This window comes from Rhizobium deserti (assembly GCF_004358025.1).
GTDB classification, from domain to species: Bacteria; Pseudomonadota; Alphaproteobacteria; order Rhizobiales; family Rhizobiaceae; genus Neorhizobium; species Neorhizobium deserti.
In genome coordinates this window covers 912,860-931,317 of record NZ_SMTL01000002.1, presented here as the reverse complement: position 1 = coordinate 931,317, position 18,458 = coordinate 912,860, and the positions used below count along the sequence as shown (strand labels likewise).

Genomic DNA, 18,458 nt, shown 5'->3' with positions numbered 1-18,458 from the left:
TCAGGCCCTTTCCTCGTACCAGAAGGTATCCGGCAGATAGACCCCGAGATAGGAGGTCGGATCGAAGCCGTAGAGCGCCTCGGCCGGCATGTTTCTGAGATGGGTAGAGCGCACCACGGGCTGCAGGGTCGAATTGACGATGCCGATGGTGAAGACCTGATCGGTGAAGAGGCTCAGCATCTTGTGCCATGCCTCGGCACGCTGAGGCATATCCACGGCGGCCCGCCATTCGCCCATCAGTTCGAGAAGCTTCATTGCCTCCGGCAGGTCCGGCGGTCGCCCGTCATGGCCGCCGGACAGGGCATGCAGCCCCCAGAGCGGCCATTGCAACTGGTCGTCGCTGGTCGGCGCAAGCTCCTTGGGCGACATGTCCGGCGTCGGCACGCCATTGTCCAGGCCCTGGCCGACGGACATGATCGTGTCGCCGCTCTTCACTCTGCGGCGCAGCAGCTCGCGCTGGGCGACATGCAGGAAGATCTTAATGCCGACCTGCCGCCATTGATCGGTCAGCAGTTCCAGCACGTCCGTCTCGAAGGCATATTCGCCGGTGCTCTCGACGATGATCGTCGCCGGGCGGCCGTCCGGCAGCAGCCGCGTTCCGGTTTCCTCGTCCATGGGGAGGCCCGCCTCGTCCAGCAGCGCCTTTGCCCGCGCCAGGTCAAAGGCAGACCAGGAGTCCCGGTATTCCGGCTTGAACAGCGGGCTGTCCGGCAGGATCGAATTGGCGCTCTCCTTAGCGAGGCCGTAGAACACGGCCTTGTTGATCTCGCCCCGGTTGATGGCGAGCGACAGGGCACGGCGGACGCGGACATCCTGCAGCACCTTGCGCCAGACCTCATCCTTGCAGTTGAGGTTGGGGATGAGCGCGATGCGCGAGCCGCGCGTCTGCTTCCAAAGGTCGACCTTGATCGGGTAGCGCTGCTCGGCATTCTTCAGGAATGTATAATCTGCGAAGTCCAGATTGGTGACCTGAAGATCGCTTTCGCCAGTCCCAGTCTTAGCCGCGATCAGATCCGAAGAGCTGACGCCGAGCAGGATCCTATCCACATAGGGAAGCTGCTGGCCCGTTTCGTCGATCCGGTGGTAATAGGGGTTACGCTCGAAAAGGTATTGCTCCGACGGCGGTGTGGTGCGGTTGCGCCAGGCATCGAGCGTCGGCAGATCCGGATTCTCCGGCCGAACCGTGCGCGACACGGTCTGGTGCAGCGCGCCCCAGTTCTGCACGCGGTATTTGGCGATATACTGGTCGAGAAGCGCCTTTGTCTGATATTTGGCGTGGAACTGCTTGAGATAAGCCGACGGGAACATCAGCCGGGTCGGCGAAGGAGAGGCCTGGTCGGTCAGGAAATCCGGGTTCGGGTCGTCCCAGCTATAGCGCACGGTGCGCTCGTTGATCACCTCGAAACGGGGGTGCTTGCCGTTGACGAGAAGGGAAGCAGGCGGGCCGCCGCGGGCCAGGTCCTTGACGTGGAAAACGTCCTCCCAGACATACCGGAAATCTTCGGCGGTGAACGGGCTGCCGTCGGACCAGCGATGACCTTCCCGAAGATGGAAGGTGAAGACGCGCTCGTCCTCCACCTCGAAACCCTCCAGGATATCCGCTTCGAGCTTCAGGTCCCGGTCATAGCCGACAAGCCGGCTATAGCTGAAGATCGGCATGTAACGAATGTCGCGCTGGCCTCCGATCAGCATCCGCACCGTGCCGCCATAGCGGCCGGGCGCCAGTCCCTTTTCTTTGAGATTGATCACCCGCGGCACCTTCGGCAACCGTTGATCCACCGGTGGCAGCGGCTGCTTGGGCGACATTTTCCCAACGAAGTCGGACTGGCTGTAGGCGGCAAGCGCTGGGCGGGCAACCAGCGCCCCTCCGAGCAGGGCAAGCACATGCCGGCGCAGCATCATGGCACCAGCTCCCGCGCATCGACATTGCTGCGGGCGAGCACCATATGGCCATTTCCGAGGTCGATATGCGTCAGATCGCCCGCCGCCCTGTCCTCCAGGAACTGCTTGCCCCAGATCTTGCGTGCCGAGGCGCTCGAAACGCCGGCCGTGTTGAAGTCGAGCTTGTGGTCGAGATTGGGCAGCGGCACCGCGGCGAGAAGCTTCTTGGTATAGGGATGCACCGGCTGGCGCATGATCGTTTCGCAGGAGCCGATCTCGACGATGCGCCCGGCATACATGACCGCAACCCTGTCGGCCATGTAATTGACGACCGCCAGATTGTGGGAAATGAACAGATAGGTCAGGCCAAGCTCGCTCTTCAGGTCCTTCATCAGGTTGAGGATCTGCGCCTGGATGGAAACGTCGAGGGCCGATACCGGCTCGTCGAGGATAAGCAGGTCGGGACCGAGCGCGAGGGACCTTGCTATGCCGATACGCTGCCGCTGGCCCCCGGAGAAGCTGTGCGGGTAGCGTACCAGCGCGCTGTCGGGCAAACCGACCGCATGGATCAGCTTGCGGATGATGGCTTGGCGCTTCTTCCGGTCGCCGCGCTTGTGGATGTCGAGCGGCTCGCGGACGATATTGCGCACGGTCATGCGCGGGGAGAGAGAAGAAACCGGGTCCTGGAAGACCATCTGGATCTTCGTGTGCAGGTCCTGCAGGGCATCGCCGCGGGCGCCCAGCACGTCGATCGGACCGGCTTCGCCGTTATAGATCACCTCGCCTTGGTCCGCCTTCAGCCCGCGCATCAAAAGCTTGCTGAGCGTTGTCTTGCCGCATCCGCTTTCGCCCACCAGGCCCAGCGTTTCGCCCCGCATGATGTCGAAGCTGACATCGTTGACGGCGATCGTTTTTTGCGTCGCGCCGAAGCCGAAATTGCCGGACTGCTTGGTGGCGAAGGATTTGCTGACATGCTGGACGGACAGCACGACCTCGGGCAGCACCTTTTCCGATTTGCGCTTGTCCATCAGCCCGGCCGTGTCGACCTGGATCTCCCGCAGCGGCTTCAGCCGCTCGCTGCGGGGGCGGTCGAAATCCGGAACGGCGGCCATGAGGCCTTGCGTATAGGGATGCTGCGGATGGCGGAAAATGTCGGATGCCGTGCCGGCTTCCATCACTTCGCCGCGATACATGACGACCACTTCATCGGCCATGCTCGCCACGACGCCCAGATCATGGGTAATAAGAAGCATGGCCATGCCGAGCTGCGACTGGAGCTCCTGCAGAAGCTTGAGGATTTGCGCCTGGATCGTGACGTCAAGCGCCGTCGTCGGCTCGTCGGCGATCAGCAGCGCCGGACGGCAGATCAGCGCCATGGCGATCATCGCCCTTTGCCGCATGCCGCCGGACAGCTCGAACGGATACATGTCGAACACCCGTTGCGGCTCTTCGAAGCCGACGAGCTTCAGCATTTCCTCGCAGCTTTCGCGGCGTTCCGACACTGAGAGCGGCTTGTGGATGCGCAGAGTCTCCTCGATCTGATTGCCGACCGTGTGGATCGGCGAAAACGAGGTCATCGGCTCCTGGAAGATCATGCCGATCCGGCCGCCGCGTATGGCGCGGATCTTTCGCCCGTCGCGCGGCAGCTTGATGAGATCCAGGTTTTCGCCGGTTGCGTGGTCGTTGAACATGGCGCAGCCGGTGATGCGGGCGATCTTGGTTTCGATGCCCATCACGGCGCGGCCAAGCGCCGATTTACCGGATCCGGACTCGCCGACAAGTGCGGTGACCTTGCCCGGCCTGATCCGCATGCCGAAATCCTTGACGGCGTGGATGGCGCCACCCAGTACAGGAAAGGAAACGTTCAGACCTTCGATGTGGAGGAGTTCTGGACGCTCATTCATGCATAGTCATTCCGGCTCATTTTTTCGGGAAGTTGGAAGGAGAGAATGGATCAGGATCGCAGCCTAGCCCAGCCATTGGCACCTGTCCATGAAGAACAAATGCCGGAGCGGGGACAATCAGTGGGCCGATCTACATCAGTCTTCATTGCAGCAGGATGACAGTTGCTGTTTAACACTTGGCGCCGCAGATGGCTGCGGAGGTCTTGGGGGGCGGACGCGGTTGAGCCACGGGAAGGGCGAACAAGCATTGGCATCGGAAACATCGGTGAGGGCGATTTATCGCGACCGATTGCGCCAGGCGCGCGATCTGATCGCCGCGGGAAATCACGCGGAAGCACGTCGCGCGCTGGACGCCTTGAAGGCCGATGAAGTGGTCGCCGCCAACCGGCTGCTCGGCGAAACGACGGTGCTCGGACTGCCCCGCCAGCTGCATTCCGCTTACCTGAAGCTCGCCAAGGCGGAAAAGAACCTGGTCGAGCGGATCGGCCTGCAGCACAGCCTGGTGCCGGACCCGGCGCTGCTGGAGCGCTTCACGGCGTTTGGCATTGATGAGATCCGGGAGATGACGAGGCTGAGCCGCGAGGCGGTGCCGCGCGTCATCCACCAGATATGGCTCGGCAGCCTCGCCGTTCCGGGATCGACGAAGCGCTGGGCGGTGCATGCCGCCAGAACCGGTTTCGAATACCGGCTGTGGCGCGAAAGCGATCTGGAAGCGCTGGGCGTGTCGCGCCATCCCGCCTATCTGCGCATGCTGGAGGAGGGCGATTATCCTGGCGCCGTCGATGTGGCGCGCTATTTCGTACTGCATGCGCTGGGCGGCGTTTATATCGACTGCGACTGGTACCCGACCCGCGACGATCTCGGCTTGGCGGATCTTCTGCCTCTGGTCGGATTGATGGCTCTGCCGGAAGAGACGCCGCGCGAAACGGGCAAAGGCAGCCTGCTGCTCACCAATTCGCTGATTGCCGCGCCGCTGGCGCATCCCGTTTTTGCCCGATTGCTGCAGGTCCTGCCGGAGGTGATGGCCGCCTTGCCGGAAGCGCCGGCCTGGTGGTCGACGGGGCCGCTGATCATGACCGTCGTCTTCCGCAGCACGAATGTCTCGGTTCCCGATGCAGGCCTCGTCGCTGCCAATCTTCGCCGCGGCGCGCCTTTCTCTGAGGTTGAGGCGGCTTGCGCGGCGGCCGTCGCCCAAGGTCACGGCCTGCTGGTCGGCTGGAAATCCTGGTAGGCTAAAAGCCAGGCACTGTGCGGGCGCTGGTCCATCGGCACGCCGCATGTCCCGCTGTGGCCGCAAACAGGCGCTCCAGGAAGCCCCAGGCATTCTCGTCATGCACGAGATGATGGGTGAGGATGCCGACCACCTCCGGGCAGTCGGGGCTGGCAAGCAGCTCCGCCAGTTCGCGAAAGACCACGTCCGGCTCGCGCCCGCCGCGCACGCCATGCCAGTTCATGATGTCCACATGGGTGTTGAGCAGTGCCAGCGATGCCGGCGTCTCGCGGCCGAAAACCGAAAGCGCGCGAAAGCCGAGGGCAGGCAGGGCGCCGACCAGATCCGGCGAGATACGGTTCCACGGCGGCACCAGCATGGGGATGAAGGCCTCCGGGTAAAGCGCCGAAAGCTTGTCGAAACCGGCCAGCAATTCGTTGGCCACCCTATCGAGCGGCCGGTGCGCGCCGAGTTCCTGCTTCTTTTCCCCGGGCCCGGCATGGTTGATATGCGACCAGCCATGCACCGCGACCGTGATATCGTCATGCTTGTCGACGCGCTCGGCAAGCTCGCGCCCGGTATGTTGCGGAATGACCGCCAGCGTCAGCGGCACGGCAAAGCTGCGCGCCAGGTCCAGAAGCCGGTCGAGTGGACGTGTCGGCTCCACCGCATCGTCGTCGCGAAGCCAGAAGCGCACCTGGCGACCGGTCCGGCTCAAATCCTCCAATATCCTGGTCAGGTCCGCTTGGCTCACGATCGGTCTTTCCTGCATGACGTGATGATCTGGTCGAGACGTGCAGAGGCGGCACTGATATCCCGTTCCGCCGCGACGAAGGCACGTGCACCTCGCGCCAGCCGCTGCCGTTCCTGCGCATCCTTTAGGAGCAAGGCGATAGCCTGCGCATAAGCATATTGATCGCCGGGGGGTGTCAGAAGACCACTGCGGCCATTCGCGACAGCTTCCGGAACGCCGGCAACTGACTCGGCGACAACCGGCAGGCCGGCCGCCTGTGCTTCCAGATAGGCCAGTCCATAGGCTTCCCCATGCCCCGGCCAGACATAGATGCTGGCGGTGGACAGAAGTGCGGCGATCTCGTCCTGGTTTTTCTGCCCCAGCCATTCCACCCGCCCGGCAATCTCGGCGCCGAACAGGCGCTCCACCTCCGTTCTGGCCGGACCGTCGCCGATCACGCTCAGCGTCCAGGGTAGGTCGGCGATCTCGTGCAGGGCTGCGGCCAGGGCCGCATAACTGCTGAGTTTGTCACCGCTGCGCATCATCGCGACGGTAATCAGCCGGCCGGGCTGCGGCGCAGGCCTTCTCGTCAGATAGGGATCAGCCTGGATGAAGGGCGCCAGGCGGAACAGCCGGTCTTTCGGAATGTATGGTTCAAGCCCCTGCAGGTCCCGCTCGGTCAAGCAGATACTGGCGGCGGCCATCCGCGCGCCCTCGAGCACAAGATCCTGCGCCTGCGCCCATTGTCCAAGATTGCGGCGGGAGGAATAGGAGGTTTCGACGGTCACGTAAGGAATGGCGAAGCGACGGCAGAGAGCGATGCCGATCAGGTCGGGCGCCTTGTAATAGGGGTGGTAGCAGATCCACATATCCGGCTTGCCGGCCCCCTCCCAACCGGTCGAGATCCTTTCCGCCTCTTCCGTGGCTTTGCCATCGCGTTCGCCGACCGGGCTGTCGGCGGCCGGAAGAAAGGAACGGAACTCGGACACGACTGTGACGGAATGGCCGGCAAGTTCGAGTGCGGCGATCAACTGCCGCGCCATCAGCCGGTCCCCGGAGGGGACAGGATGGCTTGGCGATTTCAGCGGCGCATAGAAGGCAATATCCATGGCTGCCGATAAGCCGCATTGCGGGCACGTCTTGCAAGAGCCGTGCTCGCATTATTTGCGGCGGATGAAGCGGCTGCAATCGCCCGCAAGCCTACCCCAGCGGCCCTCGTCTCTTGACAGCAGATGCCATTCATCACACCTGAGGGCCGTTATAAGCATAGCAGGTGGAGTCACTTCCTTTGAGCCAGCAACAGGAAAAGGCGGCAGAGCTTCTGTCGGCCATAGAGGCAAAGCGCGCGCTGATCGGCGTGATCGGCCTTGGATATGTGGGCCTGCCTCTGGCCATGACCGCGTCGCGCGCCGGCTTCACCGTGCTCGGTTTCGATGTCGATCCCGACAAGATCACCGCCATCGATGCCGGCAGAAGCTATATCGACGCGGTTCCCGACGCGGTGCTATCCTCCGAACGGCAGGCGCAGCGATTTTTTGCGACAAGCCAATTCGAGCGGCTCGGCGAATGCGACGTGATCGCCATCTGCGTGCCGACGCCGCTCACCCGCCATCGCGAACCCGACCTTTCCTTCGTCAGCAATACCTGCCAGCAGATCGTCCGCACGCTTCGGCGCGGCCAGTTGATCGTTCTCGAATCGACTACCTATCCCGGAACGACCGAGGAGGTGATGAAGCCGATCCTCGAAACCAGCGGATTGGTCGGCGGGCAGGACTTCTTCCTCGGCTACTCGCCGGAGCGCGAGGATCCCGGAAATCGCGATTTCGAAACCTCGACCATTCCCAAAGTGGTGGCCGGCGACGGCGAGGCGGCTTCCGCCCTTGTGTCCGCCTTCTACGGGGCTGTCGTCAAGACGGTCGTCCCGGTTTCCAGCACCCGCACGGCCGAGGCCGTGAAGCTGACGGAAAACGTCTTTCGGGCGGTCAATATTGCCCTCGTCAACGAATTGAAGCTCGTCTACGAGCGCATGGGCATCGATATCTGGGAGGTCATCAACGCCGCCAAGACCAAGCCCTTCGGGTATATGCCTTTCTATCCGGGTCCCGGCCTCGGCGGTCACTGCATCCCGATCGATCCCTTCTATCTCACCTGGAAGTCGCGCGAATACGACCAGCCGACGCGCTTCATCGAGCTTGCCGGCGAAATCAACACGGCCATGCCCCGCTATGTCGTCGATCGGCTTGCGGAAGCGCTGGACCGCAGGCTCGGCAAGGCCTTGAGCCGCTCGCGCATCCTCATCCTGGGTCTTGCCTACAAGAAGAATGTGCCCGACATCCGCGAAAGCCCGTCCTTGCGCTTAATGGAACTCCTTCTGGAGCGCGGCGCCGATGTCGCGTATCACGATCCCTTCATCGCGGAAGTGCCGCGGACCCGTGAATATGGCCACCTCAAGGGCAGGCGGTCGGTGTCCTGCCAACCTGACGAGATTTCCGGCTTCGACGCTGCCATCCTCGCAACCGATCATGATGCCTTCGATTACCAGGCCATTGCACGGCATGTTCCGCTGGTGGTCGATACCCGCAACGCCTTTGCTGCGCGCGGCATCACGGCGGATGGCATCGTCAAGGCCTGAGACTGAACGAGCCGTCTTCGGGACGGCCGACCAATATAATGGACAAGGATAGCCTTACACATGAGCAGACTGGACAGCTTCATCAGCCGCATGACGGCGCAGCGCGACATCCTCAATCACATTGAAGGCACGCTTGGCTTGCCGGCAGAGGGCGATATTTTCGAGGTGGGCCTGGGGAACGGGCGGACCCACAGCCATTTGCGGCAACTCTTTCCCCATCGACGCATCCTGGCCTTCGATCGTCATATGGGCGCCCACAAGACCGAAGCGCCGGAGCCGCAGGATGTGGTGCTGGGCGAGATCAAGGAAACCGGCCTCGACTATGTTGGCCGCAATGCCGCACTTGTGCATGCCGATATCGGCCAAGGCTACCCGGAAAAGGATGCCATCACGCTGACCTGGCTGCCGCAGATGGTCGCCGGCATGCTCGCCAAGGGCTCCTATGCGGTGAGCGGCCTGCCGCTCGACCACCCGGAGCTTGAAGAGCTTCCGCGTCTGCCCTCGGTGGAAGAAGGGCGCTACTTCTATTACCGGAAACGTTGAACAGTAGTCTTTGGTCCTGCCGATAATCGGGCTGTAACGGCGGATGCCCGCGAAAATGAGGGGCATCCGCCGTCGCCAAAATGGGCATTACCGATGGGCTAGAGAACGTGGTGGTCGATGCGGTTCGTGCCGTCGTAACGCGAGCCGCGAAGGTTTTCCGCCAGCGTCCGGCTGATTTCCAAGCTCATGCGCGGATTGTCGGCAATCACCTTGAAGAAGGTGTCCTTGGTAATGCGCAGCGCCTCGACCTCGGTGGCCGCCCGGGCGGTGACCGCCTGCAGCGAATTGGAGATCAAACACATCTCACCAATGATTGAATTGCATCCGGCCTCGCCGATCTTTAGATCTTCTCCCGAAGACCGGGTCAGAAGATCCACTGTCCCATGCAGAATGACATAGGCAGCATCGCTGCTCTCACCCTGGGTGAACAGCACTTGACCGGGCTCGTACAGGACGCGATCCGACGTGAAGGCAAGCAGCTTCAGCTTGCAGGGATCGACCCGGCAAAAGTATGGGACCTTGCGTAGCAACTGCACTTCGTCGTTAAGCAGCATGGGTGCACCATCTGGTCGTTCTGTAGTGGCTGTCTATTATGCCACTAGAGATCTAAATATACCACTCTTCTCGTCCAGAGTCTCGTACGATCCGTCCTCGACCACTGAACCCCGGTCGAATACTATCACTCGATGAAACAAACGTGACAGGGATGTGTTCGACAGAACCCAGATCACGGATGGATTATTATCCTGCTGCTGCAGGAATTGAAGCACGTTCTTAACAATTTCCTCTTGGTCCCGTCGATCGAGCCCCGGAAGCGGCTTGTTGAAGACGTAATAGTTGGATCGCCGCACCAAAGCCCTCGCAAGGCTGAGCTTGTGGCGCTGAACCGGCGTCAGGCGGCGCCCGCTCGCGCCCACGTCATAGCTTAGTCCCAGCCCGATAAAGCTCTCGTAGAGACCCATTTCGCGCACCACCCGTGACGCCACCTTGCGGATCTTGGCCGGGGCATCGGGGCTTCGATGCGAGAGCTTGCCGAACAGGATGTTTTCGCGCAGCGTCGCGGCCCCCATATAGCGATGCGGATCGTAGCGCTCAATGCGGTCGCGCAATTCCACTGGGAGATTGGCATAGAAGAGATCGCGGGCAGCCACGATCTGGTCCATGATATCCTTGGTGAGAACACCGAAGCGGTAGCGGGGCTCGATATAGTAGAGGCTCAACTTGACGATGGCGCGGCGGTCGCTCTCGGTGATCTCGTAATTGCGGCGACGACGCGTTCTCTGCATGAAATGCTGGTAGAAGGCGATATCGTCTGCCGTGATATGTTCCAGCTGCTGGAAGAGCGGATGTTCCGGCGGCAGGCCGGCAAAGATTTCGACGACGTTTTCGGCGACCGTCAGCCCCATATTGTAGAGCAGGTCGAAGAGCTTGGCCGTCTTTAGTACCTCGAAGACATATTCGCCTTCGGCAAGGTCGGTATTCCAGGTTGGAGCCTGTCGCGTTGCGGCAAACAGCAGGTTTTCGCGGACCGTTGCTTCCTTGTTGTAGCTGCTGAAGTCGAAATGCGATACGATGTTAGCAATGCCTTCCTTGGCCAGTTCCTCGCGAAGCGCAAACCGCATTTCCACCACGCGCTCGGTCAGCGTCGGATTCTCCTTCGGATCGACAAAGGAATGCAGGGCCAGTTCCATCACGTCGGAGGTCAGCTGCACCGCATCCAGCGCGCCGATAATGGATTGCTTGAGATCCTCGCTCGATCCGCTCGAGATGGAAGTCGAGCGCCGGTCGATCCAGTCGGCGTCCGGATGGTGAGTGGAATTGCCCGCCTTCACGGCCTCGTCGATCGCCCAGCGGCGGCTCGGCGAATCGTCCTCCTCGTTCTTGTCGCCTTCGACCGGTGCGTGCTTGAGGCCGTAAAGCAGGTTGTCCTTGAGGGTTCCGTGGAAGAAATAGCTGTCGGAGGAAGCATAGGTGATCTGCCGTCCGGTCACCGCCTCGGGCAGTTCGAGAAGATCGACTTCCCCGAGCGTCACTTTTCCGGAAGACGGCCAGGCGACGCGGCCAAAGGCTTCCGCTATGGCTTCGGCGCCATTGCCGGCGTTGTCGACGATTGCGACTGTTTCTCCGGTTTCGATCTTCAGCGTGACGTTTTCGGCAACATGCGCGCCGCTTCCGTCGGTGATCGTCACATTCAGCGCGGCAAGCGGGCTCTGCACATGTTCGGGGACATTGGCGGAAAGGGCATGCAGCGAGGCTTCGATCAGTTGCGGCGGTTCGAACTGTTCGCGGACCTGCTCGTATTTGACCTGGACGTCCTGGCGCGCCTGGTCCCAGTCGATCAACTCCTTCAATGGGCCCGGCAGATCCTTGTAGGCATTGATCACCGCCACCAGCTGGCCGACATCCAGCGTGCCGCGCAGGGCGAAATAGCCGCCGATGGAATAGAAAAGGAAGGGCGTCAGCTGCGACAGGAAGTTGTTGACGAACTTCACCAGGAATTTCCAACGGTAAAGCTCGTAGCGGATCTTGTAGATCTGGCCGAGGCGATAAGCGACATCGGCCCGTTCCAGGTTGGTGGTATCATAGGTGTGGATCGTGTCGATGCCCTCGACGATCTCTCCGACCTTGCCCGCCAGGTGCCGCGCGGTGAGCTGCCGCTGGCGGCCAAGCTCGATCAGCCGGCGCCGCATCTTGGGAATAATGCCCACCTGGATGCCGACCATGAAGGCGGCGATCAGCCCCAGCCACAGGTTCTGGAGGATGATGAAGAAGAGCGCTGCCGCCGCCTGGCCGCCGAGCATGGCCGGCTGCACGAAGGCGTCCCCGGTAAAGCCGCCGAACGGCTCCACCTCGTCCTTGACCATGCTCGAGACTTCAGCTGCCCGTACCTGCCTCATGGTGCTGGGCGGAAAGCGCAGGAGGCGGTCGACGAGCTCGTAGCGGATACGGCGCAGCAGCCGCTCGCCAAGCTTGCCCTTGTAATTGTTGATGTAGAACTTGAAGAGGCCGTTGATGATGACGAGCACCAGGAAGACGCCGCTCAGGGCCATCAGCATGGCCATGCGGTTGAGCTCGAAGCCGGCGAAGCCGAAGGTCCAGTCTGTCCAGGGGATAGTATAGGAAAAGTCCAGAAAGGGCTGGGTTTCGCCCGGATTTTCGAATCCGCCGCCCTGGATCGGCCCGTTGATGATCTGCTTGGGCAGGTCGAAGGCCATGAAATAGGGGATCATCGAGATCATCACGATGATGAGGATGAACACCTGCTGCGGACGCGTGTGGTTCCAGATGTAGCGAAGTAGGTGTTTTTCCATCAGCATAGATCTTCGATCTCGGGGTGGCGGCCCAAATACGCCAATGGCCCAACGGTTCAAGGAATTATGATATAGGTGTTTGCCGCCGCCATGCAAACCGATTGAATGGCGGGCCGGATCACCACTTCGTTGTGTGCCTTTTCGGCGCGAAGCGGCAGCGTTTACCCCTAATTCGAAACCTGTGCCTTGCCGGATTTCGCATAGCTGCCACGCAAAGTTGATCGCCTATAGCGGGCCTGTGCCTGCCCCTGCGCAGCAATTTGATGATCGCCAAGGCCATCATCGAAGCCGGCGTGTGGAAGAGCCGTCCACCACTCACGAAAAAAGGGGCCTTGTGGCCCCTTTTTCATGATCCGATCTCGGATCAGATGTCGCTTGCCGCATCCGAAAACAGTTCGGCGGCCTGGGCTGCCGTCATGTGGCGGATCTCCGCTTCGTCACGGCGGTTGGCGAAGAGCTCGCTCGCCATGATCTGCTCAGCCAGATCGGCCGGCAGCGAGAGAATGACCCGTTGGCCTTCGTGGCGGACCTCGATGCTGCCGAGGTCGCTTCGCTTTGCGGTGACCATGCCACCGGCCACGGTGTTGAGCGTATCCGGATCGATCAGGATGAAGGCGCCCGTCGAGCGGTTCTGGTCGTAAGGGTCGAAGATCGCCTGTTCCTCGAAGGAAAGGCGCACCTTGCCGATGGCGTTCATCTGCAGTGTCGAGGCATGCGGCAGCCACGTCCCCGTCGCAAGCTCCAGCTGCGAAATCGGCTCGACGCTCACCCGCTGGCGCCGCGAGCCGCTTTTCAGCCAGTAGCGTTTGCCCGGCTCTATGCCGCTCGGCTGCAGGGAAACGAGCTGGGCCTCGAAATCCTTGCCGGTCATCGGCTGGGCGTCGATCGAAACGATCATGTCGCCGCGTGCCACATCCACCTGCCGGTCGAGAACCAGCGTAATGGCGTCTCCGGCGACCGCAGCGTTGCGTACCAGATCGAAGGTGACGATCTGCTTCACATTGGCGACCGTGCCCGACGGCAGGATGACGACGCTGTCGCCCGGCTTCACCGAGCCGCCCGAAACCGTGCCCTGATAGCCGCGGAAGCTTTCCCCGGGCCGCACGACGCGTTGCACCGGCAAACGAAAGCCGCCTGCCTGGGTGGAGCGGACGGTAGCAAGCTCAAGCGCTTCGACGAGGGTCGGGCCCTGATACCAGGGCATGGCGGCATCGGCGCGGTAGACGACATTCTCGCCCTTCAGCGCCGACATCGGGATAGCGGTGATCTGGCGCACGCCAAGAGACATGGCGAGCTCGCGGAAGTCCTGGGAGATCCCGTCGAAGATCGCCCTGTCATAATGGACTAGGTCGAATTTGTTGACGGCCAGCACGAACTGGCGAATGCCCATCAGGGCTGCGATGGTCGCATGCCGGCGCGTCTGCTCGAGCAGGCCGGTGCGGGCATCGGCAAGCAGGATGGCAAGATCCGCCGTCGAGGCGCCGGTCGCCATGTTGCGGGTATATTGCTCGTGCCCGGGCGTGTCGGCAACGATGAAGGCGCGTCGGTCGGTGGCGAAATAGCGATAGGCGACATCGATGGTGATGCCCTGTTCGCGTTCGGCCTGCAGGCCGTCCAACAGAAGCGCGAAATCCGGAAGGCCGAGATCATTCTGGCCGCCGCTGTCGCGGGCAAGCGTGACGGCCTGATCTTCCTTGACCGCCTTGGTGTCCCAGAGCAGGCGGCCGATCAGCGTGGACTTGCCGTCGTCAACCGAGCCGCAGGTAATCAGCCGCAACGGTTTCGTGTCGCGGCTGCCCTTCAAGGGCTCGGCGAAAGGCAGGATGGTCGCCGAAGCGGCCGGCGTCGGCGCGGATTGAGCGGAAACGGTCATCTCAGAAATATCCTTCGCGCTTCTTCTTTTCCATCGAGCCCGACTGGTCGCGGTCGATGGCGCGACCCTGGCGTTCGGAAACCGTGGCGATCTCCAGTTCGGCAATGACCTCATCAAGGTTCGATGCCGTCGAACGGATCGCACCGGTGAGCGGGAAGCAGCCGAGCGTGCGAAAGCGGATCATGCCGCGCTGGACCTCTTCGCCCGGCTTCAGTTCCAGGCGCGGATCCTCGGCAAGGATCATCATGCCGTCGCGTTCCACATAGGGGCGCTCGGCGGCGTAGTAGAGCGGCACGAGCGGAATGTCTTCCGCCTGGATGTAGCGCCAGATATCGACTTCCGTCCAGTTGGAGAGCGGGAATGCGCGTACGCTCTCGCCTTGCCTGATCATGCCGTTATAGATGTTCCACAGTTCAGGGCGTTGGTTGCGCGGGTCCCATCTGTGGTCCGGCGTGCGGAAGGAATAGATGCGTTCCTTGGCCCGCGAGGCTTCTTCGTCTCGGCGTGCGCCGCCGAAGGCCGCATCATAGCCCCCGGCATCCAGCGCCTGGCGCAGAGCCTCGGTCTTCATGATATCCGTGTAGAAGGCCGAGGCATGAGTGAAGGGGGTGATGTTCTCGGCCTTGCCACGCGGATTGGTATGAACCACGAGGTCGAGATCGTATTTCTGCGCAATCTCGTCGCGAAACTCGATCATCTCCTTGAACTTCCAGGTCGTGTCGACATGCAGAAGCGGGAAGGGAACCCGGCCGGGATGGAAGGCTTTGCGGGCGAGGTGCAGGAGAACCGAGGAGTCCTTCCCGACCGAATACAACATGACCGGTTTTTCAAATTCGGCCGCCACTTCGCGGAAGATGTGGATGGCTTCGTTTTCGAGAGCCTTCAAATGCGGATCGAGCGGCGGGCGGGAAACGGGCGGATTCTTCACTTCCGTTTCCTGTACTGACAAGGGCATTTCGGTCTCCGGGTAGTCTAGAAACAAACACAAAAGTTAGCGGGCAATCTGGCTCGCTTGCGGGATTTGTTGAGCGGCGTTGTCCGGCACATGCAGGCCGCATTCGCGCTTTTCATCGTTTTCCCACCACCAGCGTCCGGCGCGCTCAGGCTCGCCGGGCTTGATGGCGCGGGTGCAGGGTTCGCAGCCGATCGACGGATAGCCGCGGGCATGCAGCGCGTTGACCGGAATGTCCTCGGCTGCCACATGGGCGCAGATGGTTTCGATGTCCCAGTCGGCCAGCGGGTTGATCTTCAAGAGGTTGCGCTCGACGTCATATTCGGCAAACGGCGTCGCGGCCCGGTTGCCGGATTGCCCGCGGCGAAGCCCTGTGATCCACACATCCGCGCCGGCAAGCGCCTTGGCGAGCGGCACGAGCTTGCGGACATGGCAGCAGGCATGGCGGGCTTCGACGCTCTCGTAGAAGCCGTTGGCGCCATATTTCGCGGCATAGGCATCGACATCGTCCTGCTCGGGGCGGAAGCGCCGGATCGAGAGGCCATAGCGCTCCTCCGTTTCCGTGATCAGGTCCGAGGTCTGCGCAAACAGCCGGCCGGTATCGAGAGTCGATACCTCGATCGGCAGGCGATGCGTTCCGATAGCGGCGGTAATTACCTGGTCCTCTATGCCCAGGCTGGTGGTGAAGACGGCGTGACCGAGTTCAGCGGCCAGGGCCAGCCGGCCGGCAAGGTCGAGGTTATGAAGCTTGACGTCGAGGCTGGCGGCGAGGCCGGAACGGTCCGGCGCCAAGGGATCATGCACGGTCATGGGTCTTCTTTCTTTTCGTTCGGCGATTATCCCGGCTGAGCCTGTGAAAAGCCAGGAAAAGCCGTTTCTTCGCCTGCTCCGGGAGAGCAAATATCTCTCCAAACATGCATGCACACAGAAAACCTGCCGCCTTAACCAAAACCGAGTGTTTTTCTCCACTCGAACCGGCGCATTGGTTTGTATTATCTCGTGAATTAGGTTAGTCCGATAACATGCCTGCAGTCCAGTTTTTAAGGCTTGCGGACATGCACCCCTGAGCACCGGTTCCGGCGCCCTGCGGATGCCCAAAAGGAAGCCGATTGAGCGGCGCTGTGAGACCATTCCGGCCTCGCGGCGGCGTTACTTGTTTTGATGGTTGCGTGATGATTTCCCAGAAAGCCAAATATGCGCTGAGGGCGCTGGCTGCCTTGGCGCAGGCCGATCCCGCCGAGCCCATGCTGATCTCGGAGATCGCTCTTCAGCAGAGCATCCCGAAGAAGTTTCTGGAGCAGATCCTGCTCGACCTGAAGCGCTCTGGCATGGTTGTCAGCCGCCGCGGCAAACAGGGCGGCTATCTTCTCCTCAAGCCCGCCGATGCCATCACCTTCGGCGAAGTGCTGCGCCTCGTGGACGGACCCATCGCACCGCTGCCCTGCCTTTCCCAGACCGCCTACCGCAAATGCGAAGACTGCGACGGCGAGCATCTTTGCGAAATCCGGCATGTCTTTGCCCGGGTTGCCGAAGCCACGCGCGACGTATTGTTCAACACGACCATTGCTGATGCGGTCGAGGGTGCCGGCGAGCCCGTAAATGCGCCTGTCCGCGAATTGCTGACCGCCTGAGATCTGTTATCGGGCGCTGCGTCGCTGCGGCCCGATTGCCGCCCGCTGTCAGATCGCCGTCAGATAATCGCGACGCGCTCGCCAAACGGCGTGTTTTCGTCGAAGTTTTGGGTGCCGATCCGCTCGCTTTCCCCGGAAAACAATGGATGCTCCTCGATCGTCCCTGCGTCTTCTGCCGCCGTCCCCTCGAACCTGCTGTGCGGGTGCCGATCGTCCGGCGATACCGGCGGATCATCCGCATCCCTTTGCCGGTCCTCTCCTTCGTCATCCTCCCGTTCCGCCGCGTCCTTCAGCGCATCCAGATCGGCGGTGATGTGCGACTGGCGCGCCGCCACCCATGCATTCTCGGCCTCGGACGTGATTGAGACGCTGCTGCCGATCTTCGTGGCGGAAGACGGGGACGTGGCGAAAATGGGCGTGATGGGGTCGACCATGAATTCTGTCCTGCAGATTGCCATGGTCAAACCTAGTGCTCTTCCTGTCCCTCCGCAATGAGGGCCGGATCCCGCCACGGCTGAAAGGCGCACCTCTCCCCATGCTGCTATCTGCCGCAAAAACATGATCGGCGCCGGATTGCGTTTTCGCCAACGGTTGCTTTGCCGATGCTGACATTCTTCCACCTTCGTGCGGGCCAGTGCTTTCCTTGTCGCCCCGGGCGGCCAAAGCGGAACAGTTTTGCCATCTTTTCGCCATCGATTGACTAAGACGACTGAACGGATAGAGTTTCCAGCAGAACCACTGGAGGGAACCTCATGATCAAACTTGCCAAGGCATTGGCGGCAGCTGCGCTGACCGTGGCTGTAACTGCCGGCGCCATTGCGCCGGCGTTCGCCGATGCACAGCTTCTCAATGTTTCCTACGATCCGACCCGCGAGCTCTATAAGGATTTTAACGCTGCCTTCGCCAAACACTGGAAGACGCAGGGTGGGGAAGACGTGTCGGTCCGCCAGTCGCATGGGGGGTCGGGGGCGCAGGCCCGTTCAGTGATCGATGGTCTTGAGGCCGATGTGGTGACGCTGGCGCTCGAAAGCGACATCAACGCCATCGAGAAGACCGGCAAGATCAAGGCAGGCTGGCGCGATCGGCTTCCCAATCATTCATCGCCCTATACTTCAACCATCGTATTCCTCGTCCGCAAGGGCAATCCCAAAAATATCAAGAACTGGGGCGACCTGGTAAAGGGCGACGTGCAGATCGTCACGCCCAACCCGAAGACTTCGGGCGGTGCACGCTGGAACTATCTGGCGGCTTGGGCCTGGGCCAATGAGGAGTTCAAGGGCGACCAGGCAAAGATCAAGGCCTATGTTGGCGAACTCTACAAGCGGGCACCGGTGCTCGATACGGGTGCTCGCGGCTCCACAGTCACCTTCGCTCAGCGCCAGATAGGCGACGTGCTGCTTGCCTGGGAAAACGAGGCCTATCTGGCAGGGGCAGAATTCGGCAAGGATTCGTTTGATATTGTCGTGCCGCCGATTTCGATCCTGGCTGAACCGCCTGTCGCGGTGGTCGATGCTACGGTGGATGCCAAAGGCACCCGCAAAGTGGCCGAAGCCTATCTGCAATATCTTTATTCCGACGAAGGCCAGAACATCGCGGCCAAGCACTTTTATCGCCCTTCAAAGCCGGAAGTGGTAAAAGCGGATCTCTTGAAGGCCCTGCCGGACATCAAGCTCGTGACGATCGACGATCCGATTTTCGGCGGTTGGAAGAAGGCGCAGCCGGAACACTTCGGTGAAGGCGGCGTATTCGACCAGATCTACAAGCCCGGTAGCAAATGAACGCCGGTAT

Annotated in this window: 15 protein-coding genes; 5 read left to right on the top strand and 10 right to left on the bottom strand. The window is 61.5% G+C overall.

All coding sequences use genetic code 11. The features are described 5' to 3' along the window. A complete protein-coding gene (locus tag E2F50_RS11015) occupies window positions 1-1,902 on the bottom strand; it encodes an ABC transporter substrate-binding protein (RefSeq protein ID WP_133316158.1) in 1,902 nt (633 codons plus the stop codon). Further along, the gene (locus E2F50_RS11010) at window positions 1,899-3,785 is read right to left on the bottom strand and encodes a dipeptide ABC transporter ATP-binding protein (protein ID WP_133316157.1); all 1,887 of its coding nucleotides are present in this window, start codon (window positions 3,783-3,785) and stop codon (window positions 1,899-1,901) included. The genes E2F50_RS11015 and E2F50_RS11010 overlap by 4 nt, the downstream gene beginning before the upstream one ends. Window positions 3,786-4,050: 265 nt before the next feature. On the opposite strand from E2F50_RS11010, the gene E2F50_RS11005 reads away from it, so the two are divergent. Then, entirely contained in the window at window positions 4,051-5,016 is a 966-nt protein-coding gene (locus tag E2F50_RS11005; protein WP_245515360.1) for a glycosyltransferase family 32 protein, read from the top strand. Between the two features lies 1 nt (window position 5,017). Here the strand turns inward: E2F50_RS11005 and E2F50_RS11000 are convergent, their stop codons facing one another. Together E2F50_RS11000 and E2F50_RS10995 are read right to left on the bottom strand one after the other, a co-directional pair. Further along, complete coding sequence (locus E2F50_RS11000) at window positions 5,018-5,749, bottom strand: polysaccharide deacetylase family protein (RefSeq protein WP_133316155.1); 732 nt, start codon at window positions 5,747-5,749, stop codon at window positions 5,018-5,020. Then, window positions 5,746-6,837: a glycosyltransferase family 4 protein gene (locus E2F50_RS10995; protein WP_133316154.1), complete on the bottom strand. Its 1,092-nt coding sequence runs from the start codon at window positions 6,835-6,837 to the stop codon at window positions 5,746-5,748. Before E2F50_RS10995 ends, E2F50_RS11000 begins: the two co-directional genes overlap by 4 nt. A gap of 179 nt (window positions 6,838-7,016) precedes the next feature. Here E2F50_RS10995 and E2F50_RS10990 point away from each other — a divergent pair, with 179 nt between their 5' ends. Both E2F50_RS10990 and E2F50_RS10985 read left to right on the top strand, forming a co-directional pair. Then, window positions 7,017-8,360, top strand: a complete 1,344-nt coding sequence (locus E2F50_RS10990) for a nucleotide sugar dehydrogenase (RefSeq protein WP_245515359.1) — start codon at window positions 7,017-7,019, stop codon at window positions 8,358-8,360. 60 nt (window positions 8,361-8,420) lie between these two features. Next, window positions 8,421-8,903 carry a class I SAM-dependent methyltransferase gene (locus tag E2F50_RS10985; RefSeq protein WP_133316153.1) on the top strand — a complete coding sequence of 161 codons (483 nt, stop codon included), beginning with the start codon at window positions 8,421-8,423 and terminating at the stop codon, window positions 8,901-8,903. 98 nt (window positions 8,904-9,001) lie between these two features. On the opposite strand, the gene E2F50_RS10980 is transcribed toward E2F50_RS10985, so the two are convergent. From E2F50_RS10980 to E2F50_RS10960, 5 genes are all read right to left on the bottom strand, one after another. Further along, entirely contained in the window at window positions 9,002-9,457 is a 456-nt protein-coding gene (locus tag E2F50_RS10980; RefSeq protein WP_133316152.1) for a cyclic nucleotide-binding domain-containing protein, read from the bottom strand. Window positions 9,458-9,493: 36 nt separating this feature from the next. Then, complete coding sequence (locus tag E2F50_RS10975; RefSeq protein WP_133316151.1) at window positions 9,494-12,214, bottom strand: ABC transporter transmembrane domain-containing protein; 2,721 nt, start codon at window positions 12,212-12,214, stop codon at window positions 9,494-9,496. 364 nt (window positions 12,215-12,578) lie between these two features. Continuing rightward, entirely contained in the window at window positions 12,579-14,087 is a 1,509-nt protein-coding gene (gene cysN / locus E2F50_RS10970; RefSeq protein WP_133316150.1) for a sulfate adenylyltransferase subunit CysN, read from the bottom strand. A gap of 1 nt (window position 14,088) precedes the next feature. Further along, window positions 14,089-15,042, bottom strand: a complete 954-nt coding sequence (cysD, locus tag E2F50_RS10965) for a sulfate adenylyltransferase subunit CysD (RefSeq protein ID WP_133316149.1) — start codon at window positions 15,040-15,042, stop codon at window positions 14,089-14,091. 36 nt (window positions 15,043-15,078) lie between these two features. Further along, window positions 15,079-15,849, bottom strand: coding sequence for a phosphoadenylyl-sulfate reductase (locus E2F50_RS10960; protein ID WP_133316148.1), 771 nt, complete (start codon window positions 15,847-15,849; stop codon window positions 15,079-15,081). Window positions 15,850-16,211: 362 nt separating this feature from the next. Here E2F50_RS10960 and E2F50_RS10955 point away from each other — a divergent pair, with 362 nt between their 5' ends. Continuing rightward, complete coding sequence (locus E2F50_RS10955; protein WP_133316147.1) at window positions 16,212-16,670, top strand: RrF2 family transcriptional regulator; 459 nt, start codon at window positions 16,212-16,214, stop codon at window positions 16,668-16,670. Window positions 16,671-16,729: 59 nt separating this feature from the next. Here the strand turns inward: E2F50_RS10955 and E2F50_RS10950 are convergent, their stop codons facing one another. Further along, window positions 16,730-17,104, bottom strand: a complete 375-nt coding sequence (locus E2F50_RS10950; protein ID WP_133316146.1) for a hypothetical protein — start codon at window positions 17,102-17,104, stop codon at window positions 16,730-16,732. A 318-nt stretch (window positions 17,105-17,422) separates the two neighbouring features. Here E2F50_RS10950 and E2F50_RS10945 point away from each other — a divergent pair, with 318 nt between their 5' ends. After that, window positions 17,423-18,448: a sulfate ABC transporter substrate-binding protein gene (locus E2F50_RS10945; protein WP_133316145.1), complete on the top strand. Its 1,026-nt coding sequence runs from the start codon at window positions 17,423-17,425 to the stop codon at window positions 18,446-18,448. Window positions 18,449-18,458: the final 10 nt, after the last annotated feature.

Coding starts and splice junctions, on each gene's coding strand:
- E2F50_RS11015 (WP_133316158.1), bottom strand. CDS start 1,902: ATGATGCTGCGCCGGCATGTGCTTGCCCTGCTCGGAGGGGCGCTGGTT.
- E2F50_RS11010 (WP_133316157.1), bottom strand. CDS start 3,785: ATGAATGAGCGTCCAGAACTCCTCCACATCGAAGGTCTGAACGTTTCC.
- E2F50_RS10995 (WP_133316154.1), bottom strand. CDS start 6,837: ATGGATATTGCCTTCTATGCGCCGCTGAAATCGCCAAGCCATCCTGTC.
- E2F50_RS10985 (WP_133316153.1), top strand. CDS start 8,421: ATGAGCAGACTGGACAGCTTCATCAGCCGCATGACGGCGCAGCGCGAC.
- E2F50_RS10980 (WP_133316152.1), bottom strand. CDS start 9,457: ATGCTGCTTAACGACGAAGTGCAGTTGCTACGCAAGGTCCCATACTTT.
- E2F50_RS10975 (WP_133316151.1), bottom strand. CDS start 12,214: ATGGAAAAACACCTACTTCGCTACATCTGGAACCACACGCGTCCGCAG.
- cysN (WP_133316150.1), bottom strand. CDS start 14,087: ATGACCGTTTCCGCTCAATCCGCGCCGACGCCGGCCGCTTCGGCGACC.
- cysD (WP_133316149.1), bottom strand. CDS start 15,042: ATGCCCTTGTCAGTACAGGAAACGGAAGTGAAGAATCCGCCCGTTTCC.
- E2F50_RS10960 (WP_133316148.1), bottom strand. CDS start 15,849: ATGACCGTGCATGATCCCTTGGCGCCGGACCGTTCCGGCCTCGCCGCC.
- E2F50_RS10955 (WP_133316147.1), top strand. CDS start 16,212: ATGATTTCCCAGAAAGCCAAATATGCGCTGAGGGCGCTGGCTGCCTTG.
- E2F50_RS10950 (WP_133316146.1), bottom strand. CDS start 17,104: ATGGTCGACCCCATCACGCCCATTTTCGCCACGTCCCCGTCTTCCGCC.
- E2F50_RS10945 (WP_133316145.1), top strand. CDS start 17,423: ATGATCAAACTTGCCAAGGCATTGGCGGCAGCTGCGCTGACCGTGGCT.